28 protein-coding genes and 2 tRNA genes are annotated in these 22,060 nt (G+C 56.1%); 15 read left to right on the forward strand and 15 right to left on the reverse strand.

What is annotated here, in order from left to right; genetic code table 11:
* Window positions 1-83: 83 nt before the first annotated feature.
* On the forward strand, window positions 84-902 hold the full coding sequence (locus tag Q666_RS57595) for a phosphodiesterase (RefSeq protein ID WP_022998823.1): 819 nt from the start codon (window positions 84-86) through the stop codon (window positions 900-902).
* The gene (locus Q666_RS57600) at window positions 902-1,450 is read left to right on the forward strand and encodes a CAP domain-containing protein (protein ID WP_022998824.1); all 549 of its coding nucleotides are present in this window, start codon (window positions 902-904) and stop codon (window positions 1,448-1,450) included. The genes Q666_RS57595 and Q666_RS57600 overlap by 1 nt, the downstream gene beginning before the upstream one ends.
* A 151-nt stretch (window positions 1,451-1,601) precedes the next feature.
* Here Q666_RS57600 and Q666_RS65170 read toward each other — a convergent pair whose 3' ends face one another.
* On the reverse strand, window positions 1,602-2,975 hold the full coding sequence (locus Q666_RS65170) for a YcaO-like family protein (protein ID WP_022998825.1): 1,374 nt from the start codon (window positions 2,973-2,975) through the stop codon (window positions 1,602-1,604).
* A 284-nt stretch (window positions 2,976-3,259) separates the two neighbouring features.
* Here Q666_RS65170 and Q666_RS57610 point away from each other — a divergent pair, with 284 nt between their 5' ends.
* A complete protein-coding gene (locus tag Q666_RS57610) occupies window positions 3,260-3,550 on the forward strand; it encodes a hypothetical protein (protein WP_022998826.1) in 291 nt (96 codons plus the stop codon).
* Between the two features lie 80 nt (window positions 3,551-3,630).
* Window positions 3,631-3,918 (forward strand): hypothetical protein, encoded by a 288-nt coding sequence (locus Q666_RS57615; protein WP_022998827.1) that lies wholly within the window; start codon window positions 3,631-3,633, stop codon window positions 3,916-3,918.
* Here the strand turns inward: Q666_RS57615 and Q666_RS57620 are convergent.
* Window positions 3,910-5,805 carry a BTAD domain-containing putative transcriptional regulator gene (locus tag Q666_RS57620; RefSeq protein WP_161633207.1) on the reverse strand — a complete coding sequence of 632 codons (1,896 nt, stop codon included), beginning with the start codon at window positions 5,803-5,805 and terminating at the stop codon, window positions 3,910-3,912. The genes Q666_RS57615 and Q666_RS57620 overlap by 9 nt on opposite strands.
* Before the next feature lie 279 nt (window positions 5,806-6,084).
* On the opposite strand from Q666_RS57620, the gene Q666_RS0133935 reads away from it, so the two are divergent.
* Window positions 6,085-6,339, forward strand: coding sequence for a hypothetical protein (locus Q666_RS0133935; protein WP_022998829.1), 255 nt, complete (start codon window positions 6,085-6,087; stop codon window positions 6,337-6,339).
* A gap of 193 nt (window positions 6,340-6,532) precedes the next feature.
* Here Q666_RS0133935 and Q666_RS57625 read toward each other — a convergent pair.
* Window positions 6,533-6,609, reverse strand: a tRNA-Arg gene (locus tag Q666_RS57625).
* A 236-nt stretch (window positions 6,610-6,845) separates the two neighbouring features.
* Window positions 6,846-7,151, reverse strand: a complete 306-nt coding sequence (locus tag Q666_RS57630) for an ETC complex I subunit (RefSeq protein ID WP_022998830.1) — start codon at window positions 7,149-7,151, stop codon at window positions 6,846-6,848.
* A gap of 348 nt (window positions 7,152-7,499) precedes the next feature.
* On the opposite strand from Q666_RS57630, the gene Q666_RS57635 reads away from it, so the two are divergent.
* Window positions 7,500-7,748, forward strand: coding sequence for a hypothetical protein (locus Q666_RS57635; RefSeq protein WP_022998832.1), 249 nt, complete (start codon window positions 7,500-7,502; stop codon window positions 7,746-7,748).
* Window positions 7,749-7,835: 87 nt separating this feature from the next.
* The gene (locus Q666_RS57640) at window positions 7,836-8,342 is read left to right on the forward strand and encodes a hypothetical protein (protein ID WP_022998833.1); all 507 of its coding nucleotides are present in this window, start codon (window positions 7,836-7,838) and stop codon (window positions 8,340-8,342) included.
* On the opposite strand, the gene Q666_RS57645 is transcribed toward Q666_RS57640, so the two are convergent.
* Both Q666_RS57645 and Q666_RS57650 read right to left on the reverse strand, forming a co-directional pair.
* Entirely contained in the window at window positions 8,314-9,024 is a 711-nt protein-coding gene (locus Q666_RS57645; RefSeq protein WP_031268595.1) for a hypothetical protein, read from the reverse strand. The two genes, Q666_RS57640 and Q666_RS57645, sit on opposite strands and share 29 nt — an antisense overlap.
* Before the next feature lie 231 nt (window positions 9,025-9,255).
* Window positions 9,256-9,332 (reverse strand) — tRNA-Pro (locus Q666_RS57650).
* 236 nt (window positions 9,333-9,568) lie between these two features.
* Here Q666_RS57650 and Q666_RS57655 point away from each other — a divergent pair.
* Window positions 9,569-9,901, forward strand: a complete 333-nt coding sequence (locus Q666_RS57655; protein WP_022998835.1) for a metalloregulator ArsR/SmtB family transcription factor — start codon at window positions 9,569-9,571, stop codon at window positions 9,899-9,901.
* A gap of 6 nt (window positions 9,902-9,907) precedes the next feature.
* Window positions 9,908-10,423 carry an arsenate reductase ArsC gene (locus Q666_RS0133940; protein WP_022998836.1) on the forward strand — a complete coding sequence of 172 codons (516 nt, stop codon included), beginning with the start codon at window positions 9,908-9,910 and terminating at the stop codon, window positions 10,421-10,423.
* A 42-nt stretch (window positions 10,424-10,465) separates the two neighbouring features.
* Here the strand turns inward: Q666_RS0133940 and Q666_RS57660 are convergent, their stop codons facing one another.
* Window positions 10,466-10,975, reverse strand: a complete 510-nt coding sequence (locus tag Q666_RS57660; protein ID WP_022998837.1) for a CYTH domain-containing protein — start codon at window positions 10,973-10,975, stop codon at window positions 10,466-10,468.
* Between the two features lie 524 nt (window positions 10,976-11,499).
* Here Q666_RS57660 and Q666_RS57665 point away from each other — a divergent pair.
* From Q666_RS57665 to Q666_RS57690, 5 genes are all read left to right on the forward strand, one after another.
* Window positions 11,500-13,011 (forward strand): amidase family protein, encoded by a 1,512-nt coding sequence (locus Q666_RS57665; protein ID WP_022998838.1) that lies wholly within the window; start codon window positions 11,500-11,502, stop codon window positions 13,009-13,011.
* Window positions 13,012-13,909: 898 nt separating this feature from the next.
* Window positions 13,910-14,446, forward strand: coding sequence for a dihydrofolate reductase family protein (locus Q666_RS57675; protein WP_022998840.1), 537 nt, complete (start codon window positions 13,910-13,912; stop codon window positions 14,444-14,446).
* A complete protein-coding gene (locus Q666_RS57680; RefSeq protein WP_031268599.1) occupies window positions 14,443-15,006 on the forward strand; it encodes a TetR/AcrR family transcriptional regulator in 564 nt (187 codons plus the stop codon). Before Q666_RS57675 ends, Q666_RS57680 begins: the two co-directional genes overlap by 4 nt.
* Before the next feature lie 283 nt (window positions 15,007-15,289).
* Window positions 15,290-15,472 (forward strand): type II toxin-antitoxin system HicA family toxin, encoded by a 183-nt coding sequence (locus tag Q666_RS57685; protein ID WP_022998842.1) that lies wholly within the window; start codon window positions 15,290-15,292, stop codon window positions 15,470-15,472.
* A gap of 17 nt (window positions 15,473-15,489) precedes the next feature.
* Window positions 15,490-15,882 (forward strand): type II toxin-antitoxin system HicB family antitoxin, encoded by a 393-nt coding sequence (locus tag Q666_RS57690; protein WP_022998843.1) that lies wholly within the window; start codon window positions 15,490-15,492, stop codon window positions 15,880-15,882.
* 162 nt (window positions 15,883-16,044) lie between these two features.
* Here the strand turns inward: Q666_RS57690 and Q666_RS57695 are convergent, their stop codons facing one another.
* On the reverse strand, window positions 16,045-16,374 hold the full coding sequence (locus Q666_RS57695; protein ID WP_006933115.1) for a hypothetical protein: 330 nt from the start codon (window positions 16,372-16,374) through the stop codon (window positions 16,045-16,047).
* Between the two features lie 35 nt (window positions 16,375-16,409).
* On the opposite strand from Q666_RS57695, the gene Q666_RS66305 reads away from it, so the two are divergent.
* Window positions 16,410-16,559 (forward strand): hypothetical protein, encoded by a 150-nt coding sequence (locus tag Q666_RS66305; RefSeq protein ID WP_161633208.1) that lies wholly within the window; start codon window positions 16,410-16,412, stop codon window positions 16,557-16,559.
* 49 nt (window positions 16,560-16,608) lie between these two features.
* Here Q666_RS66305 and Q666_RS57705 read toward each other — a convergent pair whose 3' ends face one another.
* The 7 genes from Q666_RS57705 to Q666_RS57735 all read right to left on the reverse strand — a co-directional run bounded on the left by Q666_RS57705 (window position 16,609) and on the right by Q666_RS57735 (window position 22,045).
* Window positions 16,609-16,959, reverse strand: coding sequence for a hypothetical protein (locus Q666_RS57705; RefSeq protein WP_022998845.1), 351 nt, complete (start codon window positions 16,957-16,959; stop codon window positions 16,609-16,611).
* Window positions 16,959-17,177 carry a hypothetical protein gene (locus Q666_RS57710; protein WP_022998846.1) on the reverse strand — a complete coding sequence of 73 codons (219 nt, stop codon included), beginning with the start codon at window positions 17,175-17,177 and terminating at the stop codon, window positions 16,959-16,961. The genes Q666_RS57705 and Q666_RS57710 overlap by 1 nt, the downstream gene beginning before the upstream one ends.
* A gap of 12 nt (window positions 17,178-17,189) precedes the next feature.
* Entirely contained in the window at window positions 17,190-17,915 is a 726-nt protein-coding gene (locus Q666_RS57715; RefSeq protein WP_022998847.1) for a M15 family metallopeptidase, read from the reverse strand.
* 79 nt (window positions 17,916-17,994) lie between these two features.
* The gene (locus Q666_RS57720) at window positions 17,995-19,011 is read right to left on the reverse strand and encodes a hypothetical protein (RefSeq protein WP_022998848.1); all 1,017 of its coding nucleotides are present in this window, start codon (window positions 19,009-19,011) and stop codon (window positions 17,995-17,997) included.
* 4 nt (window positions 19,012-19,015) lie between these two features.
* Complete coding sequence (locus tag Q666_RS57725; protein WP_031268601.1) at window positions 19,016-19,231, reverse strand: tail protein X; 216 nt, start codon at window positions 19,229-19,231, stop codon at window positions 19,016-19,018.
* A gap of 2 nt (window positions 19,232-19,233) precedes the next feature.
* Window positions 19,234-19,671: a phage tail protein gene (locus tag Q666_RS57730; protein ID WP_022998850.1), complete on the reverse strand. Its 438-nt coding sequence runs from the start codon at window positions 19,669-19,671 to the stop codon at window positions 19,234-19,236.
* Between the two features lie 10 nt (window positions 19,672-19,681).
* Window positions 19,682-22,045, reverse strand: a complete 2,364-nt coding sequence (locus tag Q666_RS57735) for a phage tail tape measure protein (RefSeq protein WP_031268603.1) — start codon at window positions 22,043-22,045, stop codon at window positions 19,682-19,684.
* Window positions 22,046-22,060: the final 15 nt, after the last annotated feature.

A 22,060-nucleotide genomic window follows, 5' to 3' on the forward strand; every position in this document is an offset into this window, starting at 1 on the left:
GCCCTCTTCGAACGCACGGTTATCGTCCGGGCAGATGATCCACCTGACGAGTCACAAGGTTTTCCATGACATTGATTGCTCATATGACGGACCTGCATTTGCGTCCGCGAGGTTTGCCCTGCTATCGCGTTTCGGACACCAATATGCTCGCCGAGCGCGCGATCAAGTCGCTGCAGAGTCTCACCCCGAAACCTGATGCTCTCGTCATAACCGGCGATATAACCGACAGAAACGATCCAAGGGAATACGCACTCGCCCGCTCGATCCTCTCGCGCGTCGACATGCCTGTCTATCTTGTGCCCGGGAACCACGACGGCACAGAAGTCATGCGCCGCGAGCTCAGCAGCTTTCCAGGTCTTTCAGGCAGCCTTGAAGACAAGATCTGCTATACGGCAGACATCGGCGATATCCGCCTGATTGCGCTGGACACCCATATTCCAGGTGATCCGCGTGGTCGGCTCGGTCAGGCACAGCTTGACTGGCTCGACAGCCGGCTGCGCGAAAGCGCCAAGACAACGCTGATCGCCCTCCACCACCCGCCTGCACTTTCCGGGATCCGACACATGGACGACATCGGACTTGTGGATGCCGATGCGCTTGCAGAAGTTGTTTCGCCACACCGGCATGTTGCGCGCTTCCTGTGCGGTCATCTTCACCGTCCTATCATTGCGAGCTTTGCCGGAAAGGTGATGACGCTTGCTCCTAGCACCGGTCACCAGGTCGTCCTCGACCTGACGGAAGACGGCCCTGCCATGTTCAACTTCGAACCCGCGGCCTATTTTCTCCACTATCATTCGCCGAAAACCGGAGTGGTGTCACATATGGCCTACGTGGAAGCGTATCCTGGCCCGTACCATTTCTTCGCCGATGAAGGCGTCGTCTGGCCGGGAGATGAAACCTGATGTCCGTAATCGCCCTGCCCAAACGCTTCTTGGCGCTGTTGCTGCTTGGCCTTTTCGCGGCCTCCCTCAGCGCCTGCGGTGCCTTGCCGGGAAAAAGCGACCTTGAAGACAAGACAGTGCTGACGGACCAGCCGGTCGACAAGGCGCAGATGCTGTCGATGATAAACGCCTATCGGCAGCAAAAAGGCCTGCCCGCATTGCGCCACGACCCGGAACTGGATGTCGTTTCCCAAAAGATGGCACGCCATATCGCCGAGCGCGACAGTATGGACACCTGGGCTCACAGTGCCTTCGGTCTGTCACAACGGCTCGACAAGGCAGGATACGCAAATTACGCAGGCGCGGAAAACCTGGGGGCGGGATATGCTGATCTGGCAGCAGCCTTCCGTGGCTGGCAAGGCTCAGAAGGCCACAACAAGAACCTTCTCAACCCCTACGTGACACGGGTAGGTATTGCCAGAACCAACCGCAACAATGGCAAATGGCGCAATTTCTGGGTGATGACACTGTCCCGCCCTTATGCGGACGGCAGACCGACCGTCCGATAACAAGACACCTGAAAAAAGGGCGGAGCCAAGCTCCGCCAAAAGGCTTCTTCCAGAGATCGAATGACCCAGTTGTCATCCGGACGCCTCGCAAACAAAACATGAATGCACGGCTCATATTTTATTAAGGCCGGCGCATCAGCCTGTCAATCGTTCAAAAGGGAAATGGTCGGGCGGCAAATTCTGCTTCGGACGCGGGAATGTCTCGCAAACCACGCTCTACAACCCCGTCGAACAACCTTTTTTTGCCGAACCTTGGCTCCCAACTGCAAAGCTCGGGGGACAACAGCTTGATGCAGGGAATTGCAAGGTCTTGGCGGGTCGCATCAAACTCCCAAAGGCTGATCTCGCGGTCGAAACAGCCCTGAAGCAGGCTTTCAAAAGTCGAGGTCTTCTCCAGAACCTCAGGACGCGTGGCAACCGCACCCTGCAACGGCAGATCTTCGAAAATCACGCGCTCTCTGGCATACGCCAGCTGCCTGGGTAGAGACCTCAGCGCTTCTTTTGCGCCGTGACTGGCGGGATAGGATTTGTCCATCAGAGAGAGCGCGTTTTCCGATTGCAACATTTCCTGAATTGCACTGGTGCAGGCCTGTGCGGTGTCCCAACCGGCGGATGATCCAAACGCACTACCCCGGCCGTAAACGTCATGAGAGACACAAATCACCACCTGGACCGGCAGGTCCGTGTCGACGTGCAAGAGCTCCCATTCCCGCGGCTGGTCATCGAGATATTGGACCAGATCTGGAGGGAGCATTTCCCTCACATAGCCTTCAGGTAGAGAAGTTATCCCCAGGCGGTTGTACCAGGCCTGCGCAACTGCATCACGCTCTACAAGCTCAAGAAGCGCGCGCGCGCGCGCTCCCTCAAGGTCATGCCAGACAGCGCATCCTACGCTCGAAGCAAAGGGCAAACGTAAGCCCGTAACCTCATCGGCTTCGTTAAACAAAATTCCCAAACTAAGGCACTGCGCCTCTTCATCAGTCTGCAGATTCCGCAACCGGACGCGCCTATCTGAAAGAGATGACCAGTCTGAAGAGTTGACGCGTGAAAGATCCCGCCCGAGACGAAGCCTGCCGAGAGCGACACTTGCCTGGGCTTCACTCAATCCAAGCAATCGACCGAAATCTACCTGAGGTTGTTTTTTGTCGTAATTGAAAATCCTATTGTCACTAATCCCGATACTACAAAGGGTTAGCCTTTCGGAAAGCTCTCCAATACAACTAATGGCTGCAACTGATGCGACATCCCCCTGTCCACCGGCAGGAATTGGTGCCCCTGCAGCAGTTACTTCTTTTGCATCAGTTTCAGATGACTTGAGCAACCCCGTGCAAAAATGCACCGGGCATCCGGGGCGTGTCATCGGGACCAGTCTTGGGGAGAATGACGAAAGCAGCTTCAGGAAAAGACGAAGGTCCGGCTCCAGCAAGCGCACACGATCTCCCTCAACGCCCGGCTCCACCGCTATCAGGCCCAAACGCGACAGGTCCGCAAGTACGTCGTCCGCAAATCCACTTTCAACGATCATAGAAGAGACACCGCCGCCAACAGTGAGGATGCGGGACGGCTGCTTATGTTTTGATATGGCAATTTACTTCGCCTCACCCTGCAATTGCACACAACGTAGATTAACAAAACTGCCATTGAGCGAGTTCATTCCCCCGTTCTACATTCTATTCGAAAGCAGTCGATCAGTAGTAAACAGTCTCAATACATAACTATTTACTAAAGTTTGACCGAATTTCAAAAAGCCAGGTGACCATCCCACCACCAGGCAGGACACATTGCAACTCAACCTATCGGAGGCTCATAATGCACGCTGACACAACTTCCCGGACTGAACTGGAAATTGGCGCGAAACTTGGCGCGATCATTCAGAACGCCACAGCACGTGAGCGGCTGGTTGCCAACCCGGCTGAAGTCCTGGCTGAAGTTGGCATCAACTCCGATGCCGCAATCTTCGCCGACACTGCTGACCTCGTCCACCTCATCATCCCGGCAGAAATCGATGCAGCGCGCGTTGCTGCTGGCGATGAGAAATATTTCGAAGAACTCGGTAAAGCAGCTCTCGGCAATTGCTTTTACGAAGACGTCCCGGAGTAAGCCGGTAAGGTCGTCACGATACGTCTCCGGCCTTCTTGCTTCGCGCAGGAAGGCCGTCGTTCTTTCCGATTGGGGTAACGATGGCCAGATTTCCCTACTACCAGAGCAACGTCAAAGACCTTGGCAAACTCATCGCCAGGGCAGCGACCGACGAAAACTTCCGACGCGAGCTCGAGCGAGACCCGTTAGCCGCAATTTCCAATATTGGCCTGCCGAAAGAGACGGTGGCGCTCATGCGGTTCAAGATCGTCGATCAGAAAAACAATCCGAACGCCGTAGCTCTGCCTTTTCGTCTGAACGAAGAAAAGCTGAACAGTGCTAATGAGGAGTATCTGAAAGCTCTGTCTTCGACGTTCGCGCTAAATTGAACCGGAACCGTCGAACAGGAACCGCTGCACCAAAGCTGCGCCCTTATCGAAATCGTTTCGCACTTTCTCGTTCTGGAAGAAATTGATCTTCTTTCTCCAGCTCTTGGGGTCCTGCGCAAGCTCGGGAGAGTTTTTCAGCAAGGCAGCACGGTTTTCACCAAAGCGTTCAAGCGTTTGCATGGCTTCTTCTTCTCGCCCGGCACAGACCAAAGCGGCCACACGAGTGGTCAAGCCACTGATACCAACCCCGGCTCCCCGCTCTATCTGCTTTATCGCGCTGTCGTAATCTTCCGCGGCAAAATAGATGTTCGCCAGGTACTCGTAGAAAACGCGGGGAACAAACGCGAAGAGTGAGAAAGCTCTTTCAGCCGTAACGCGTGCTTCGTTGATGTCGCCGGAGAAAGCCAGGCCCTCGGCAACGGACATCAGGTTGGCGGGATCAGCCGAGCTCAGACGGCCAGCATTCTGGAATGCTCTTCGCGCCTCGTCAGGCATATTGGACAGAATAAGTGCCCAACCATAAACACGCTGATTTACCGCCTGCCAGGGATCGAGCCTGATCGATTTTTCGGCAAGGTTCAGAAGATTGTTTTCTTCACCGGAAAACGTCTTGTCCATGAGCGGGAAATGCAGTTCCTGCTTCATGATGATCGATGCCTTGCCAGCATACGTCATCGAGAACGAGCGATTTGTGCGCTCCAGATCATCCAGCAAGCGCATCGCTTTTTCGTCGGATTGCGGCGTGAAATCCCACAGCAGGGCTTCGGCCTGACACCAACGGGCGAAAACGGATGTTTTCGCGGGGTTTCTTAGTCTGCTGGTCGCGTGGTTATGGATGCGGCTCACAATCTGGCTCGCAGCCGGCACCAGACCGTCCCAGTATTGCAGGTCAATTATCTCGTTAAAGACAATCTGACCGTTGCCCCTGTCCTCGAACTGGACAACCACTTTGCCCGATCGCTCGTCATGCCGGAACCTGAGCAGATAACAGCCAAGTTCGTGACCTTCCATCAAGGTTGGACGTGGCACGTTTTCTTCGCCGAAATACTCAGATTCAAACAGCTCGAACGACCGAAACGAAGAAAGGCCGGAAACGATTTCCTCTCTCAGATGGATCGCGTCGTTCAGCCCTTTTTTCAATAGGGATGACGAGACAATGGAAATTTCTGGCAAGGGAACGAAGTCATCATAATTTGGCAGGAACCCTCGGTTTCCGCCGCTATTACCATCACTTCTACCAACCGGCACCGGAGAAGCTTCGACCTCCGATACGATCATCAGCTTCCGCGTCTCTTCATCAGGCTCAGCATCCAGATGGAGCCGCATTTCCCTTTCGCAGGATCTGAGCTGCTGTTCGGCGCGCTCGGGCTGACCCAGATTCATGTAGAGACGAATAAGAACGCGATGGGCCGCCTCAAACGCAGGATCGAGCTTCAGGACAAAACGCGCCCCGGCCTCTGCCTGCACACCCCCGTCTTCCGTGGATATCCTGTTCAGATGCTTGAAGGCGGCGCTGATGAGTTCTGAGCGCACCCGTTCACGCTCGACCGTCAGCCACTCGGAAAATTCAGAATCGATATCGTCGTAGCCGGTCAGGAACTCGCCGCGCCACAGTTCCCCCGCCTTGCGGAAATCCGCTGCCTGGCCACGTTCCAGGAGCGTATTCATGGCCATGAGATCAGACGCAAACGCCGATGGGTCGAGTTGAATGTGACCTGGCGCTGAGCGCACTACATCGATGCCGGCCGTTTCTTCGGCGCTCTTCAACTGGCGCAATGCCTGACGCAAGGATTGCATTGCCTTGTGGCGGTCTGTCCCGCTCCAAAGCAAATCCGCCAGTGCTTCCCGGGGCGACGCCATACCGCTCATGCGGCTCAGATAGCCCATGATCGCCAGAGCCTTGCGGGTCTTGACCGCCACAGGTTCCTGGTCGCTATCAAGGAGCAAAGGCCGCCCAAGGCATGCAAAGCAGGACGCGATTGCCATCAATTCCCCGTATTTGAAATGCACGCTTCAGCCGTCGCCTTCGCGCAACCGCGAATATCACGCAACCTGAAACACAACAGCACCTTATCACGCTCATTTCACGCTGCAACAGCATGCTTTAAACGGATGGTCACAGCAGCGACGCTGCAATCGGCAAATCAAATACTGGTGGGTAGTAAAATGTCTAAGACCGTTAGCAAATCGGACCGCACTGAACTCGAGCAGGAGCCTGCAATCGAGGCGATCAAGCGCATGATCCGCTACACGAAAAAAGAATCGGACAAGGACGGCCGTACGTTCTGTTCCTATTTCCTGGATATGGCTCTTCAGTCCCTGGAAGATGGTTCCGAGGACGTGGACATGATCCTCAAAACAAAGATCACGCCGCTCATGGTTGGCCAGAAGGTGGAATCGGGAAAGTCCGAGACGCTCTGACCTTCAGGCGAATCGCGGTCTAGAAACACCGCCGTGCTCCTATATTGCAGGGGCCGGCGGTTTTTGTTTTTTGCAGGCTTTTTCCAAGTACCTGACTTGAACGTCCAGTTAAGGACATCTGCACGGCAGGAAGCCTTTCCACGCAAGGTAGAGGCATCGAAGCTCAGGACTTATTCAAAAAAAATCAAGGAGATGGCGACTCCGGCAGGATTCGAACCTGCGACCATTCGCTTAGAAGGCGAGTGCTCTATCCAGCTGAGCTACGGAGCCAATTTCTCAGGAACGCAAACCGTTCCCAGATGAGACTATCGGGCAGCATCTCTGAGGCCTGCCAGACGTTCATGCAAACTTGGATCGAGACCAAACGTCCGGAGGCAACCCGATCCGGCGATCGCCTCCACCGCCCTAATGCGTCAAAAACCCGGCTCGTGTCGATTCGAAATCGGCGCTTTCAACAGACAATCCGATCTCTTGCCGAACAGGTCAGAGGAGCCGAACGTTCTTGTTCAGTGGGTCCAGGGCGCAGACCGGTTGAATTTGAAATTGTCCGCATAGGCAGACCCGCGCACTTTGCGTTCCTGGGCTTTCTCAACCCTGTGCGGAATGCCATGGCGCTTCGCATATGCGACAGCTTCTTCAGAAGTCTCGAAATAAAGCCGGATTTGCTGCTTCATGTCGGAAGACGACGTGTAGCCCATCAAAGGTTCGACGGACTTGGCGACCTCCGGCTCGTAATCCAGCACCCATCTCTGGGTTTTCGCCTTGCCTGACTGCATGGCGGTTTTCGCCGGACGGTAGATGCGCGCAACCATGTGACAGTGCCCTCAAGTCTGAATATGTGAGATGCAATTCCTTACAGCAGCTTTTTCCCGCCTTTGCCGCCGGTGTCAACACCGATATTGGCCGCAACCCGCAATCTTCGGTTCGTCGGCGACTCATTTAACAGCACAAGTATGTATTAACGGTGTTGATGGAGAGGCAATTTATGACATTCACGTAACATGACATGGAGGCGCAACTCATGCTATTAACTACCCTAACGTGAACTTGTCTGGAAGACGCCGATTTTCGGAACGCAGTGCAGGTTCAAAAAGTACAGAATCGCAGGGCCGGACAGCCTGAAAGGGCCGATCCAAAGATCAAAACGATAAGGCTTTGACATGCATTACGAATTTCTGAAAAGACTGGAAGGGTATGTTCCGGAACATGTTCGGCCGGTCACCAGAGCGCCGGAAAAAATTGCGCCGATCGAACTGAAAGCGGCGATCGACGACGCCAATCTCACTGAAATGTGGGACATGATCCTGACGCTGGACTATTCGGTTTCCGATCCCACCGATCTGTCACCGGAAAAACGCGACGAATTCCTGAATGTCATGTCGCTGTTGTTGAAAGCCTTCGACCGGTAGAAATGGTTATTGGCAAACGGCCAAACATGTGCGGTGTCCCTGGTCGATTTTTGCCGGATGGAACAAATCAAAACATGAGAGAGGACCGTGCTAACACGCCCTGATACTCATTTTTCGGAACTCGGCATACAGGCCATTGAAAAAGGGCTTGCCGACCCGGCTGTGTCTGCGTTCTACGACAGCATCATGTCGACCGATACGGTTCAGATTCAGCAATGCCTGAAACCGTTCCTGCCTCATTTGAGCCTTTGCTCGGACAAGATGCCCGGAAACGCTCCCCCTCCGATCTTCTATGTCGGCAAGGAAAGTGGGCAGCGACACTTGTTCGGCGAAGATTGGGCAAGCCCGGCGACACCCGCCTGCGGTCTGCGCACACCTGATCCGGACCTTGAGAAGGCTTCGGCGGAAGGTTATCGCAAGGCTTTGGAAGGCACGCCTTATTACGGCTACGCCCACACGAAAATTCAGGTCAATGGCGAACTCTATGAAGTTGCATTCGAGCGTTTGATCGTCGCCGTGCGACCTTCGCTGCAATCCGATCTTCGCTTCTGCGCCTACCTGGGCGTCATTCAGGATCTTCAGCGGACGACCTGAGGATAAGTTTTACAAGGCCGTGTAGATCGCTTCTGGTGGCATAGACCAGCCAGTCGTCCGGCCTGATATGTCCAGGCGCAATCTCCCAATGCGTGCCGCGTGGCACAAACCTGCGGTAGCCGACCCGGATGCCGAAGCCTTTTTCTGCGCTTTTTGCTGCCATCAGGCCATAGAGATAATCCGGCGACCACTTCAATAGTGAGAGCAGAAACCCCAACTGGGTCAAGGGCTCGGCAAGGCCTTGCCCCCGGATGTCCCGTCTCAGCCAGAGATTGCCGTGATAGACAATACGCCCGCGCATGAAATAGGCGTCATGTGCGTGGTCTGTACCGAAGCGAACCTGAGGGTTTGGATCGACAAAGATCCTGCGTTGCTGCTGATGCCAGTGCTCGGCAAGGCTCCTGTCTTTCAGGTCTTCCACCTTTGCAGCCTGCACAGACACGACGTTACCATGGCTGTTGACGGCCCCTACCCAGAACGCTGTCGTCCCGTGCAGGTCGAAAAACCGCGGTGAAAAGTCTTCCATCAGGTATTTGTCTTCGGTGCTCCGGACGGTTTTTTCGAAAAGCGCAAAATCCGCGCTTTCCTTCAGAGAAAGCCCGGCCTTTTCAATTCTGGACTGCAGCACGGCTATCGCCGCCGATACATCCAGCGTCGCCTGGTCGTCAGGATCCGGTATCATCAGCCCCATCCGGCGCGGCCTGCATGCCGTCGCAAGCGGCGTCACTCCCACAGGCATTGGAAACGCCCGTCTGACCAGTCTGTTATGCGGCGATAAGTTGCACAAGACGCCTGCGTAGCTTGGCCCTAGTTATCCCGGCCTTTAGGCACGGAACCACAGCAAGCGCATGGATTTGCGTTGCAAAGTCCCAAGTCACGCGCACCGCATCACATCGATTTTCAGGAGAATGAATGGTCGGGGCAGCAAGATTCGAACTTGCGACCCTCTGGTCCCAAACCAGATGCGCTACCAGGCTGCGCTATACCCCGATCCGTTGATTTGCTTGGGTTTATAGCTCTGACAGAGGCCAGTCAAGCTAGAACAAACCATGAAAATAGCGCATTTGTGGACAAGAAGTGACAAACGAGTCCCGAAATAGTACCGAAATCCGTTCATGGCTTGTTCACGGTTCTCCGATTCGCCGATCCGCTCGATTCTTTGCGCCAATGAAAATTTGTTGGAGCAAAGGCATTGCACGCATCCATATATCGTGTATTCTTGATATATGGATAAGAAAACCACTCTCGTTGCACTGTCTGCCCTCGCCCAGGAAACAAGGCTCGACGTCTTTCGATTGCTTGTTAGGGCCGGCTCTCGCGGCCTGCTTGCTGGAGAGGTCGCAGAACAGCTTGGCGTTCGCCAGAACACCATGTCAGCAAATCTCTCGATCCTGCACCAGGCAGGGCTCGTAAAGAACGTCAGAGAAGGACGGTCAATCCGCTACTTCGCGGACATGGAGGGGATGCGCGGTCTGCTGGGTTTCCTGATGGAAGACTGTTGCGGCGGCCACCCGGAATTGTGCCAATCGGTCATATGCGAAATCGCCTGCGCTAGCTAGGAGGCAATGATGTCGGAAGTCTATAACGTTCTGTTCTTGTGTACTGGTAATTCCGCGCGGTCGATCATGGCCGAAGCGATCATGAACCGTGAAGGAATGGGAAGGTTTCGAGGTTTCTCCGCTGGATCACATCCCAAAGGAGAAGTACACGCTAATACGTTGGACCTGCTTAATCGCCTAAACCATGACGTTTCCGCGGCCAGATCCAAAAGCTGGGACGAATTTGCTGTCGAAGGCGCTCCTAAAATGGATTTCGTCATTACCGTGTGCGATCAGGCTGCCGCAGAACAATGCCCCTATTGGCCCGGACAGCCCATGACGGCGCATTGGGGATTGGCCGACCCAGCCGCAGCTCAGGGAAGCGAGGCGGAAATTCGTCTCGCTTTCTCGGACGCCTACCGCATGTTGCGCAATCGGATTTCGATTTTTGTCAGCCTGCCTTTGAAATCACTCGACAGACTGTCACTTCAGACGAAGCTAGATGAAATCGGCAAGAATCAAGAAAGCGCCGAAACCGGATGATGAACGATTGGGGCTGAATTCGGCTCAAACGCCAACACAGTTCTAATGTGACGGTATTCCTGATTTTTCAGCTTCTTTTGCCGTTTGAATTGATTGGCGGCGCTTCTTGATCAAATACGTCTGACTGAACTCTTTGTCGCCTGTAATCTCTCGTCCAAGCCAAGCTGGCTTTTCAAAATACGTGTCAGTCTCACCTAGCTCTATTTCAGCGAAGTATATGCCAGACAACGATCCGTGATACTGGTCGATGCACCATAAGCCGTAGTCTACCGGCGCATAATAACGGGTTTTTCTCAATATCTCACCGACCCGATGTTCCAGGAGCATGGCCCGACCGTCTTCAGCGGGGATATCATACTCAAATTCGTCCCGCACAATGCCGTTGCGAGGACCTTTCACGGTGAGCGTGGCGCGATTGTCGTAAAAACGCACGCGTACTTTTCGACCGTTGTTAACGGCTAGAATGCCGTCCTGGATTTCCACCTGGTGGGATACCAGTCTTCGCCATTCGTCAGATACGATCAGAAACTTACGCTCGATTTCTTTCGCCAAATCGGCGCCTCGCCTGGTTACGCTGCGATCAGGAGACTGCCAAGACTATACTGTCGAACATACGATTTGGAAGTCCGAATTAATTCCAGAGTATTGATCCTCATGGTCTCCGCGAGGAACGATGGGCTTGGTGCTTGGCGGTCGATGGTGAAGTGTGGCGTGAAGGACTGAACCCGAAAGCCTTTAGACTATGATCTGTCTGCCAAACGGAAGCAAAGACATCACTCAACCAGGGATCGCCCAACGGCAACTTAGGGTCGGTTGTATCGATCAATCGCCAACCAAGGTCCGGATCGGGATGCCGCACCGCCGCAAGTCTTCTACGAGCCCACTTTGACCGATGCTGCGTTGCCCACGAGCGGCCGTAAAGCGCAGAAAGCCGCCCTTCGCGGCGGGTTCAGCCGCCAGGCACTATCGTACGGCAGGGATGCGGATGAAAGAGAATTGTCCACGTAAAACCGAAAGTTTGCTTGCATTTCAGTCTTGGCGAGGGACTGATTGTTCGCAAACTGTGGAGAAATCAAATGCAGACACGGCGCGTCTTCCTGAAATCAAGCGCAGCAGCGTTCGCCTTTTCCGCAACGGTTCCGGCAAAAGCTGAAACGGCGGCGAAAGCGCCCCGGACCCTTGACGAATTCATCGATTATGATGCGCTTGGCTTGGCCCAACTGATCAAGAAAAGAGAAACGACGGCAAAAGAGTTGACCGAGGTCGTGATTCGGCGGATCGAGGCAGTCAATCCGATTATAAATTGCATTGCGACCCCGGCTTACGAAAGAGCTTTGGAAGCGGCGCCTACCTTCTCCTCAAGCTCGACATTCGCCGGTGTTCCTACCCTCGCCAAAGACATGATTGATGTTGGTGGGCTGCGTCGTTCCGATGGATCGAGACTATTGGCGAATAACGTTCCGAAAGACTCCGTAAAATATATCAAAGCGCTCGAAGCCTCGGGACTAAACATTGTCGGGACAACGACGGTGCCCGAATTTGCCAGTGGCGTGGAAAGTGAGTTGTATGGGCAGACCCGAAACCCGTGGAACTTGAAGTACTCCTGCATCGCCTCGAGCGCAGGGGCGGGGGCAGCTGTCGCCTCCGGCATTGTTCCCCTTGCCCATGGAACAGATGGCGGGGGGTCAAACAGGTTGCCCAGCCATGCCTGCGGGACATTCGGTTTCAAGCCTAGCCGATATCGCATGCTCTCCGGCGAAGCCGGTGGCGGGCATGATTTTTTCAAAACGAATAATGCCATCAGTCGAACGGTGCGCGACAGCGCAGCCCTGTTCAGTGATACCGAAGACAAAACTGGCGAGGTCTACGAACCGATCGGGACTGTGACCGGCCCCTCCTCTAGACGTCTTCGGATCGCCTACGCTCCAAACGGGGTGCAGGGCTATCCGACTGTGGACTCCATCAAAGAGGCTCAAGACGATGTGGCCCGCCTTCTGACAGAGCTGGGGCATAATGTCGAAGTCATTGAACACCCCGTTAACGGCCTTGAGTTCTTTGAGAATTTCCGCTTCGCCTTCTTACCCAAATTCACGCCGTTGTTGGAAACAGTAACAGCAATCACCGGCAGGACGCCTGAAGAGTCGGGCCTTCTGTCACGGTGGACTGCAACCATGATCGAAACAAGTCGCAGCTTCACTGATGATCAGATCAGCGAGGGGAACGCTTACTTCGAGAACACGGAAGCTATATATGGAGGTGTCTTCAACAAATATGACCTGCTCTTTACACCCGTTTCACCCGATGAAACGCCTTTGCTGGGTTTAATGAGACCAAGTGATAGCTGGGAAGAGAAGGGCCATCTATTTGAACGCGTGATGAGCATCACCGCGCCGACTAATGCTGTTGGCGACTGCGCTATTTCAGTGCCACTGTCAGTCTCCAAGGCGACCGGCATGCCAGTAGGTTCCATGTTTCAGGCAAAAGCTGGAGGCGACAAAATGCTTTATGAGCTGGCTTATGAACTGGAAGAGGCTCGCCCGTGGAAAGACAAGTGGGCACCTTATTCAGCGAAGTTTATTCCTATTTGAAGTTTTCTTTATCATACGATCATTGAGGGGACATGGTTCCTCTGGCGGTTTTGGGACTGAAGACTGCTATGCGCAGCTCGGCGCACTTCCGCTTTCCGCCCAACCTAGGGATTCTGCACTGTCGAAGCGACTTGCAGATCGTGTCCGCTTTGTGCCGGCTCCAGTCATTGCATTAGATCTGACGAACGGCAGGAAGGTCCAGCAGTGCTGGTATCTGGCAGACAATCGTTTTTGCAGGTGCAACGAATGGCGGCTTCGACGGATTGCACCGCAGTAGCGAACCAGTGGGTGAATGAACAGTTCGAGCCGGAACTTTCCTTCCATCCGATTAGTCATAACGTCTGCTTCGTTGGGTCATGGTCCGGAAATCGCTCGGCACCATTACCTAGAATGCGCATCACCACCCTTGCCAAATCGATCGGTCAGTCAATATCAGTACAAAGAGGGAACAAGTTTCAGGTCTGAATATGTCACGTCGCAGCGGACGCGGTTTCATCAACACTCACGAAGTGCTGGAAAAGCTAAGCCTTGGCAGAGCTGGAGCTATCCAGGTCATGCGATCGGCAAAGATCGGTTCACCTCAATATCGGACCGCCATGCACCTTTGCGAAGCGATTGACGACATGGTCGAGAAACTGACCGGTGACCGGACCCATTTTCAAAACAAGCCGGCATCAACTGAGCCGAGGAAAGATCCGCTCAAAAGATAATTAGGTAGAGCAGAGCGATTGTGAATGCAGCCTACTCGTGTCCCGAATTCGGCCTGTAAACTCGGCTCCACCCCGAAGGTTACGTTCGGTAGCACTCCACCTTTGGCAAACCACTGGATCAGCGCTGATCTTGACACTGTCGATACAAAAAGGTCATTTATTATACACCGTATAAATAGAGGATTGAAATGATCACTGGACATGTTTTTATCGCCACAAGTTTGGATGGTTTCATCGCTCGAAGCGACGGGGATATCGCCTGGCTGCTGGAGCGAGATGATCCCGCCGAAGATCATGGCTACGATGCCTTCATCGCGGACATCGACGTCATTATGATGGGCCGTGGCACATTCGAGAAAATGCACACTGTAAGACCTTGGCCTTATCATCGTCCGGTTGTTGTCCTGTCTTCGACCCTTACCAGGAGTGATCTGTCGGAAGACCTGCTCGACAAGGTCCGGGTCGCCAACTTCTCGCCCGAAGAGGCAATGCGCATGCTGCAAAGCGAGGGGCACCGGAAGGTCTATATCGATGGTGGGCTCCTCATTCAGTCGTTCCTCAAGGCTGGCTTGATCGCCGATATGGTAATTACGAGTGTGCCCGTGCTACTCGGCGAGGGACGCCGATTGTTCGGTAGCATTCCTACCGACATTTCGCTGCGCCACGAGCAGACGAAGAGTTTTCCCTCCGGGCTTGTCCAGTCTCACTATCGGATCGAAGCATGAAGCGGCCTAGAGGACGTCCGCTCCGGGCAGACATACCTGTCTCGCGCAAAGACATGCTCAAAGCCGCCTTTGACCTTCTGGATCACAAGGGCGCCGGTGCCTTCACCATGAGAGCGCTGGCGGAGCGGCTCGACATCAACCCTATGACGATCCATCATCACTTCGGGGGACGCGACGGCTTGATCGGCGCAATGTCGGAATACGCCTATGAGCCGGTATCAGCACCTGACGACGGCACGCCGATTGAGCGGATACGCGAGCTCCTGAATACTTACCATGACCGGGTACTCCGCTACCCGGGTCTGACGATGCTCATCTTCAGTCGACCGAATGTCTTTCCGGCGCAGGCAGTGCGGATCACCAATGAAATCTCGACCCTTCTGGCCGAAGTCGGCCTACCAGAACACAAGAAGCGGCTCTGGCTCGAAATACTCGTGGACTTCACCCATGGCGCTGCCTTGGCCACTGCAATGAATGGTCAAAGCTGCACCTGTGAACCCACCGAAGATCACGGGTTTACCTTAGCTCTGAACGAACTGCTGACAGGCCTGGCCAGATAGTAGGCACTTCCGTCCGCAGGGGCTCGAAGCCGACTTTCACCGCACATCGATCAACGTTCCGCAATGGGCTAGAACACTTCACACCGAACTAGACCGATGCTTGGTTCGTAGTTGGAAATCCCGATTGTTTGCAATCCGACACGCAAACACAGGCAAACCATCACATAGTCAGATGACCTCAAGGAACTATTCCCCAGCACGCATTCATGCGCATTATAGTGCGCCTCCCTTGACGAATCGACCGCGTAGGCGTATTTAAATGCGCACTAGCGGAGCCTTTCAGATGGAAACAAACAGCCGAAACATCATTAAGAAGCTGGAAGAAGACGGCTTCGAATTGGTGAAGGTTGTCGGTTCCCATCACAAGTTCAAAAAAGGCTCACTGACTGTAACTGTGCCGCACCCGAAGAAAGACCTGCCGGTCGGGACCGTGCGCAGCATCTACAAACAAGCCGGATGGGTCTGATTGGGGAATGTCAGCCTATGCATAACTATGTCGCGCTTGTTCACCAGGATGGTGATAGCGCATATGGCGTCCAGTTTCCGGACGTTCCGGGCTGCTTTTCAGCAGCCGATGAGATCGATCAGCTCGTCAGAAACGCTACTGAAGCTCTAGCCCTTCACCTTGAAGGTGAAACCCTGCCCTCTCCGCGCTCTCTGGCCGAGATCCGAAATGATGAGGATGTTGCTTCCGCTCTTGCCGAAGGTGCGTTCCTGATCGCCGTTCCGCTGATCTCTCTCAGTGGCCGCACGGTAAAGGCGAACATAACAATGGATGCCGGATTGCTGGATGCGGTCGACCACACAGCCAAGGCTCGTGGCCTTACGAGATCCGCTTATCTGGCTGATCTCGCCCGGCGTGATATTGCGGTTTGAATGGAAGGTAATGAAATTCGAACCGTCCACGAATGAATGCCTGCAGCTTCGGGGCCTAGAGTTCAGACGGCCCCGTCGCAAACTGATTTCGTCGCTGCAGGCACTGCGCAGATCATCCAGTTCCTGATCGGCCGACACAGGCACATCAATCAGGCACTGCCATTATTGCCTCGGTACCCCCCGCCAAATTTCCAGAAGATCCTGGGCGAATGTCTTTGGGTCCCGGCTCGCCCGCAGCAGGAACACGGCAATGTTCCTTCCCGTCATGGCCAGAATTCCGGCCATGCCGTAAGCCCACATTTCCCCAAAGCCGAGCAACGCCCTCACCGGCTCTCCGAAAACAAGCGCAGCGATAAACCCGACAAAGAAAGTCATGCAGCGATCGCGCGCCGACAAGTCCTTCGGCAGAGCTGCACCAATCATCGCGAAAGCCGTAATCGCCGCAATTTTGGTAAGTGGCAGGTGCCATATCCATTCGAGAAACTCTTTCATTCCACATCCCCGCCTAAGCTGTTTCGATAGGTGTCGTGCCAGTTCGCGCAGCGCGCGACCCGGCTGTTCGCCCGGCCGAGGGCCTGGTCTGTTTTTATGAGCGCGACATCAAGCGGATCGCCGAAAACAACGCCCGATCGTTCTCGCTTCCTGCAGTCTTCCGGCAACGGCGGGTCTGTCTGTGACTGCGCAGCTGCCGCGCCGATCCGTGCACCGGCTGAGATCGCCCGGTCCCTATCGGTTTGACAGGCGGTCAAGAAGACGCTGATCAACAACATCACGGGAAGTCGGTTCATAGTTGTCCAGCTCCTGCGCCTGGATAGTGGCAATGGCTTCAGCTTCGGAGAGCTGCCGTTGAAAGGAGAAATTCGCCGCCTCCGCGGCTTCTGCCCGTTTGCGAGCGGCAGTCAGCTCGGCCTCGGCCGCCGCCAGCTCGACGTCGGCGACATAGGACGTCACAGCGGCACGAACGGCACTCGACTTGTCCAGCCGGTGCCAGGTGTAGAGTGCCGCCGCAACCGCAAGAAACGCGATCAGGACGGCGCCGGTTCTGGATTTCCAGACCGCAGCGGCAAGCGCCAGCATCAGCCGTACTCCTGCGGCGAAGGCGCTTTCGACATCAGCTGCTTGCCCACAGCATCAAGGCCGAATGCGGCAACGGCGAATGTGATCACCGGCGCGACGAACAGCTCCGCCCAATCACGGGCCGCGGTGTCGCCGCCATGCAGCAAGTCATAAAAACAGAGCGCCGCCAGACCAGCCAGCAGCGCCCATGCGGTTTCCCGCTTGTAGGTCTTCACCATTTGAGGATCTCCTTAGAGGCGAGCGGCCTGGACATGCATCCAGTCGAAATTGCGTGCGCGGCCGAGTGACACCCACTCTTCCGCTTCCCATGCCCGCCAGAACGGAATGGCGTCATCGAGCGACAATCGCGCCTGCGGGCGCTTCCAGGACAACCGGTTGCGCTCCGGGTCGAAGTCGATGGCAATGCCCCAGGAGTGCATTGAGTAGATGGAGCCGCCCCGCATGCGCCGGACATTCAACGAACCACCGAACAGGTTGAGGCCGAGATCCCTGATCTCCCGATCGGAATACTGCCCCCGGATCACGTGAAAGGCCCGTTCGGCCGAGGCTGCGACTTTCGTGTGCAGGGTGATCGTTCGCACGGTCACATCTTTGTCCCACGCAAGGCGCATGTCCCATGGAACTTCGATACGGGTCTGACTGGTGCCAACCGCACCATAGAACTGCATGACATCCTTCTGACGCGGCCAGGCGGACTTGCGCCGGTCTTCTGAGGAAGGCTTGTCACGATCCGGGATGAAGCCGCTCACCTCGACAGACACGCGCGAACTCGATTGCCGCAGAGCCAGCACTGTTGCCTCATCGGCTTCGGAAGTTACCGCGAGCCCCATTGCTTTCTGGAAGCTCCGGAGCGCATGCAAAGTCTTTGGACCAATCCGTCCGTCGATTTCGCCACAGGCAAAACCATGCGCGGTCAATCGGCTCTGAAGCCACATTTCAAAAGGCAGGCTGGACATGTTCGCCCTCCATCGTTTGGGCATGAAAAAACCCGCTTCGAAGAGCGGGTTGGGTGAATTCAGCTATTTGGATCGACCGTCAGCGGCTGTCTGTGCCAGCGCCATCCTGAGGTTGCTGCAGCTCCAGGTCGGTCGTTGCGCCGCCCGATCGGCTTGCGGAGTGCGTGACGGAAACAATCCGGTAGGTGCCATCGACACCCGCTCGCGTGCCCTTCAACTGAAACTGCGCCTCGGCCTGCGCTTCGGGCATCAGATCAAGAGTGACCCGGCCTTTTCCGCCCTCGCGCTCAATCTGTGCCTTGCGAGCCTCGGCAATTTCCTTCGCCTGATTTTCATCGTGCGCGACGGACCGAACAAGATTGACGGCTTCGGCACGCTCACCAGCCTTGCCCGCATCCGTCTTGTAGATCAGAGGCAGCCCCTTTTTCCTGTCGACGTATGGCACCTCAACGGACTTGAACACCGTGCGCGTCGACAGCGGCTCGATATCCCACGTGATCAGGTTGCCGGACCCATCCGGCTTGAAGAGACCGGAGATCATCGGAAGGCCGAAGTCCTGTCCATGTTTGGCAAGAACTGCCATAGGGCCGCGAAGCTTGAAGGTAGCACCGAGTTCGCGGGCCAGTTTCTCACCGATGTGCAGAAGGCTTTCGCCATCCGCTGCGATATAATCGCGCACGATATTCGCCAAGGCCGGATCGATCTTCATTTCAAAACCGGCCTTTTGCCCCAGCTTCTTCAGGAAGTCGCCCACCGTGCCCTCATCCTGATGAAGGCGCTGCGGCTGCTTTGCCTTGCCTTTCACGTCGAAGCCCTTGGCAGAGACAGACAGCGAGCGACCGCTGGACCTGTTGCCGGAGGACTTCACGCTGTCGATCACACCCGAGAACACCTGAACACCATTCAGCCGCACCACGACTTTGCCGCCTGGCTGCGGCAGCTTGATCTGCCCGCCGGTGTCATCGAGCGCCAGCGAACAGCTGTCAGACGAAGCGCCGGCCTTGTCGGTCACAGTGATCTGTTCCAGGTAGTTCGCCATCTTCGAACTGACGTCCTGACCGTCGATCTCGACCGCCCATTCCGTTTTCCACACCATCAGATCACCCGAACAATGTTACGACTTCGCGGGCCTGGACGGTTTCCGCTGGAAGGTCTGGCAAGACGACATCTGTACCAACCGGCACATAGACACCGGTCAGCTTCGGATTGAGCTTCATTGCCTCTTCAATGAGAGCCAGGCCGCGCAAACCATGCTTGCGCCACAAGATCAGATCGAGCGTAAGATTATCGCCCACGATCTTTATCGTTTCAGTCATGATCACCCCAAGAGATCGAAGATCTGCAAAAGCGCAGGAATGACCTGCAGGCCAGTAGACTGCTGTGCAGGCACCTTTTTCAGGGAAACGGAAACCCGAACCCTGGCACCGATACCGTCCCGCAATAGATCGCTGTGATTGTCGCGAAGGCTCACAATCATGTAGGTGCCGAGCCGCACACCGTCGCCGCGCATCACCGGCAAGGCCGCGCCCTGGTTCATGTGCGATCGGAGGGCTTCCAGTTGAGGCAGTCCGCCGATTTTCGCAGGCAGGAGCTGACCGCGCATGCTGAGCGTGTCATCCCCCTCACCCATGAACTCCGCGCCTTTGAGGCCGTTCAACAGAGGCTTGAAGGCAATGTCCGCCGAACCTGACCGGCTGACAGCATCAAAGGCAAACGGGTATGTGTCGACCGCGACCGCGCCGATCATGTAGAGCATGCATTTTCCCTTATGACACTGACCAACCGGTATCCGAATGAACGCCCGCCATTGCGGCATCGATCTCGTCACCGAGTTTTTGAGCGATCTGGCGAGCGTTTTGCGCTTCCTGAATGACAATTCGCTCGATGTTTACTGCGACCTGGCCCGATCCCTGCCCCTGCCCCGCACCGGCAAGGATGCGTTTCGTCGCTGCGGCGCTGTGAATGAACCCATCACGATCAGGTGTGAACAGCTCATCGCCCTTTTCCGCCGTGCGGTAGGTCCTGCCGGCGACGACAGGCCCGCCGAGCGCGCGAGCGCCTTCGATCTTCAGTTGAGGTGCTGCAGGCGCTTCGCCGCCGCCACCGCCAAGGAACGAAGGCAGGCGCAGCATGTTGGAGAGATCAATCCTGCCGATCGCGGAAACGATGCGGTCAGGAATGGATCTCAAGAACTCCCAAAGAGCGCTGAAAGCATCAATGATCGCATCGACGAGAGCTTGCCCGAACTTTCGCCCGGCATCCCGGAACTCCGCCTCGGCCGTCGCTGAATAGTCCTTCATCGAGAAGATGTCGGCAATCCAATCGCCTAACTGCCCGGGGATCGCCAGTACCGCGTCGACGATCTTGCGTAGAGTGCTGGAGATCGCCCCATATGCCTTGTCCAGAGCCCCGCGGATCTCCGCCTCATCGATGCCGAGCAAGCTGCCGATGTCCACCAGCTTCTTGGTTGCCCACTGTCCAACGTGTGAGGCAAGGCTGGACATGAAGCCGGTAATGGCGCTCATGGCTTGCCCAAGGCTACTCCCGATCACTTCGGCAAAACCGAGCGTGAATTCCCTGATCGGCTCCCAATACCGATAGACGGCAGCGCCGAGCGCCGCGACAGCCGCGATTACCAGGGCAATTGGCCAGGTGATGCCAGCGATCGCGGCCCCAATGGCCGCAGCTGCAGCCTGTATCGCCCCGACCGCGGCACCCGCAGCTCCCGCAAGCACCCCGAAGAAGGTGCCGCCCCCCAGAGCGCCAAGCATGGATGCACCGAGAACAGCCAAGCGAAGCCGCTTTGTGGCTGCGATGATCAGATCCGCACTGCGACCAATGACAAGAGCCGCATTCAGAACACCGCCCTTCAGGAACAGGAAGGAATACCGGCTTGCGATGGCCGCAATATTCAGGGCGACAAGCGCTGCCGTCACGCCGAGCACCGCGGCAGTCACCTGCGGATAGGCCGCGGCCAGATCCGCGATCGCGCTGATCGTCGGCATCACCGCCTCGATGATCGCTGTCAGCGCTGGCAACAACGCATTGCCGATCGCAATGGCGAGTTCGGTCATTCGGTTCTGGAAACTCTGAAGCTTCGCATTGAAGGTCTGCGAACGAACCTCGAATTCCTTCTGCGCCGAGCCGAGGTAGTTGGTTTCGCTCGCCACCTGGCCGAGGGCGTTCTGCAATAGCTCGGCATTCTCGATCAGAGGCATGACGGCGCGTGCCTCATCCCCGAACAGATCGGAGATCGTCGAGGCCTGCAATTCCTTCGGCAACGCGCGGATCCGCGCAATCACGTCCTGCAGCGTGCCGACAGCGTCCTTTTGAAGGCGCTGCGCCACGTCCGTCGCGGACAGGCCGAGCTTCTTGTATGCCTCATGCTGGCGTTTGGACGCAGACTCGCCACGGGCCAACGCCTTGGTCACATTGCGGAAGCTGGTCGCCGCAACATCTGCCTGCGCGCCGGCCGCAACCATCGCCGAACCAATCGCCGCAACCTCGCGCGCCGAAAAGCCCATGGCGGTACCGGCCGAGCCAACCCGCCGCATGAAGTCCAGCAAGTCAGCAGCCGAGGACGCAGACGTATTGGAAAGGTGGTTGAGCACATCGGCCAGTTCGCCGGTCTGTTCCACGGTCAGACCAAGGGCGGTTTTGATCTTGGCAAGGCTTTCGCCCACCTGGTCGGCCGACAGGTCGAAGGCGACGCCAACCTTTGCCGCGATCTCAGCGAAGGCGAGCAGCTCCTCGCCCTGCATACCGGCCTGCCCGGCAGCGGCTACAATCTCCGCAATGCCGGTTGCAGCCACCGGAATGACCCGGCTGAGCGCAAGGATATCAGCGCTCATTTGCTTGAGCCCGTCCGGCGTGTCGAAATCGACCACCTTGTTGACATCCGCCATCACCGCTTCGAATTCACGGGCGGCGTTGATCGGCGCAGAGATCGCCTTGGCGAGCAAATAGCCGACGCCGACCGCGTCCAGCATCCGGCCGCGCATGGCATCCATCGCCCGGGCGTTTGCATCAACACGCAGGCGCATTTCGGTCAGGGACTGGCTGACGGCGCGCGCCGGACGGGACACGCGCTCGACCAGCGACACAATGAGTTGTGACGTGAGGGTTGCCAACGGAACACACCTTTG

Origin of the sequence: Labrenzia sp. C1B70, assembly GCF_000475395.1 — a bacterium.
Classification (GTDB): Bacteria; Pseudomonadota; Alphaproteobacteria; order Rhizobiales; family Stappiaceae; genus Roseibium; species Roseibium algicola.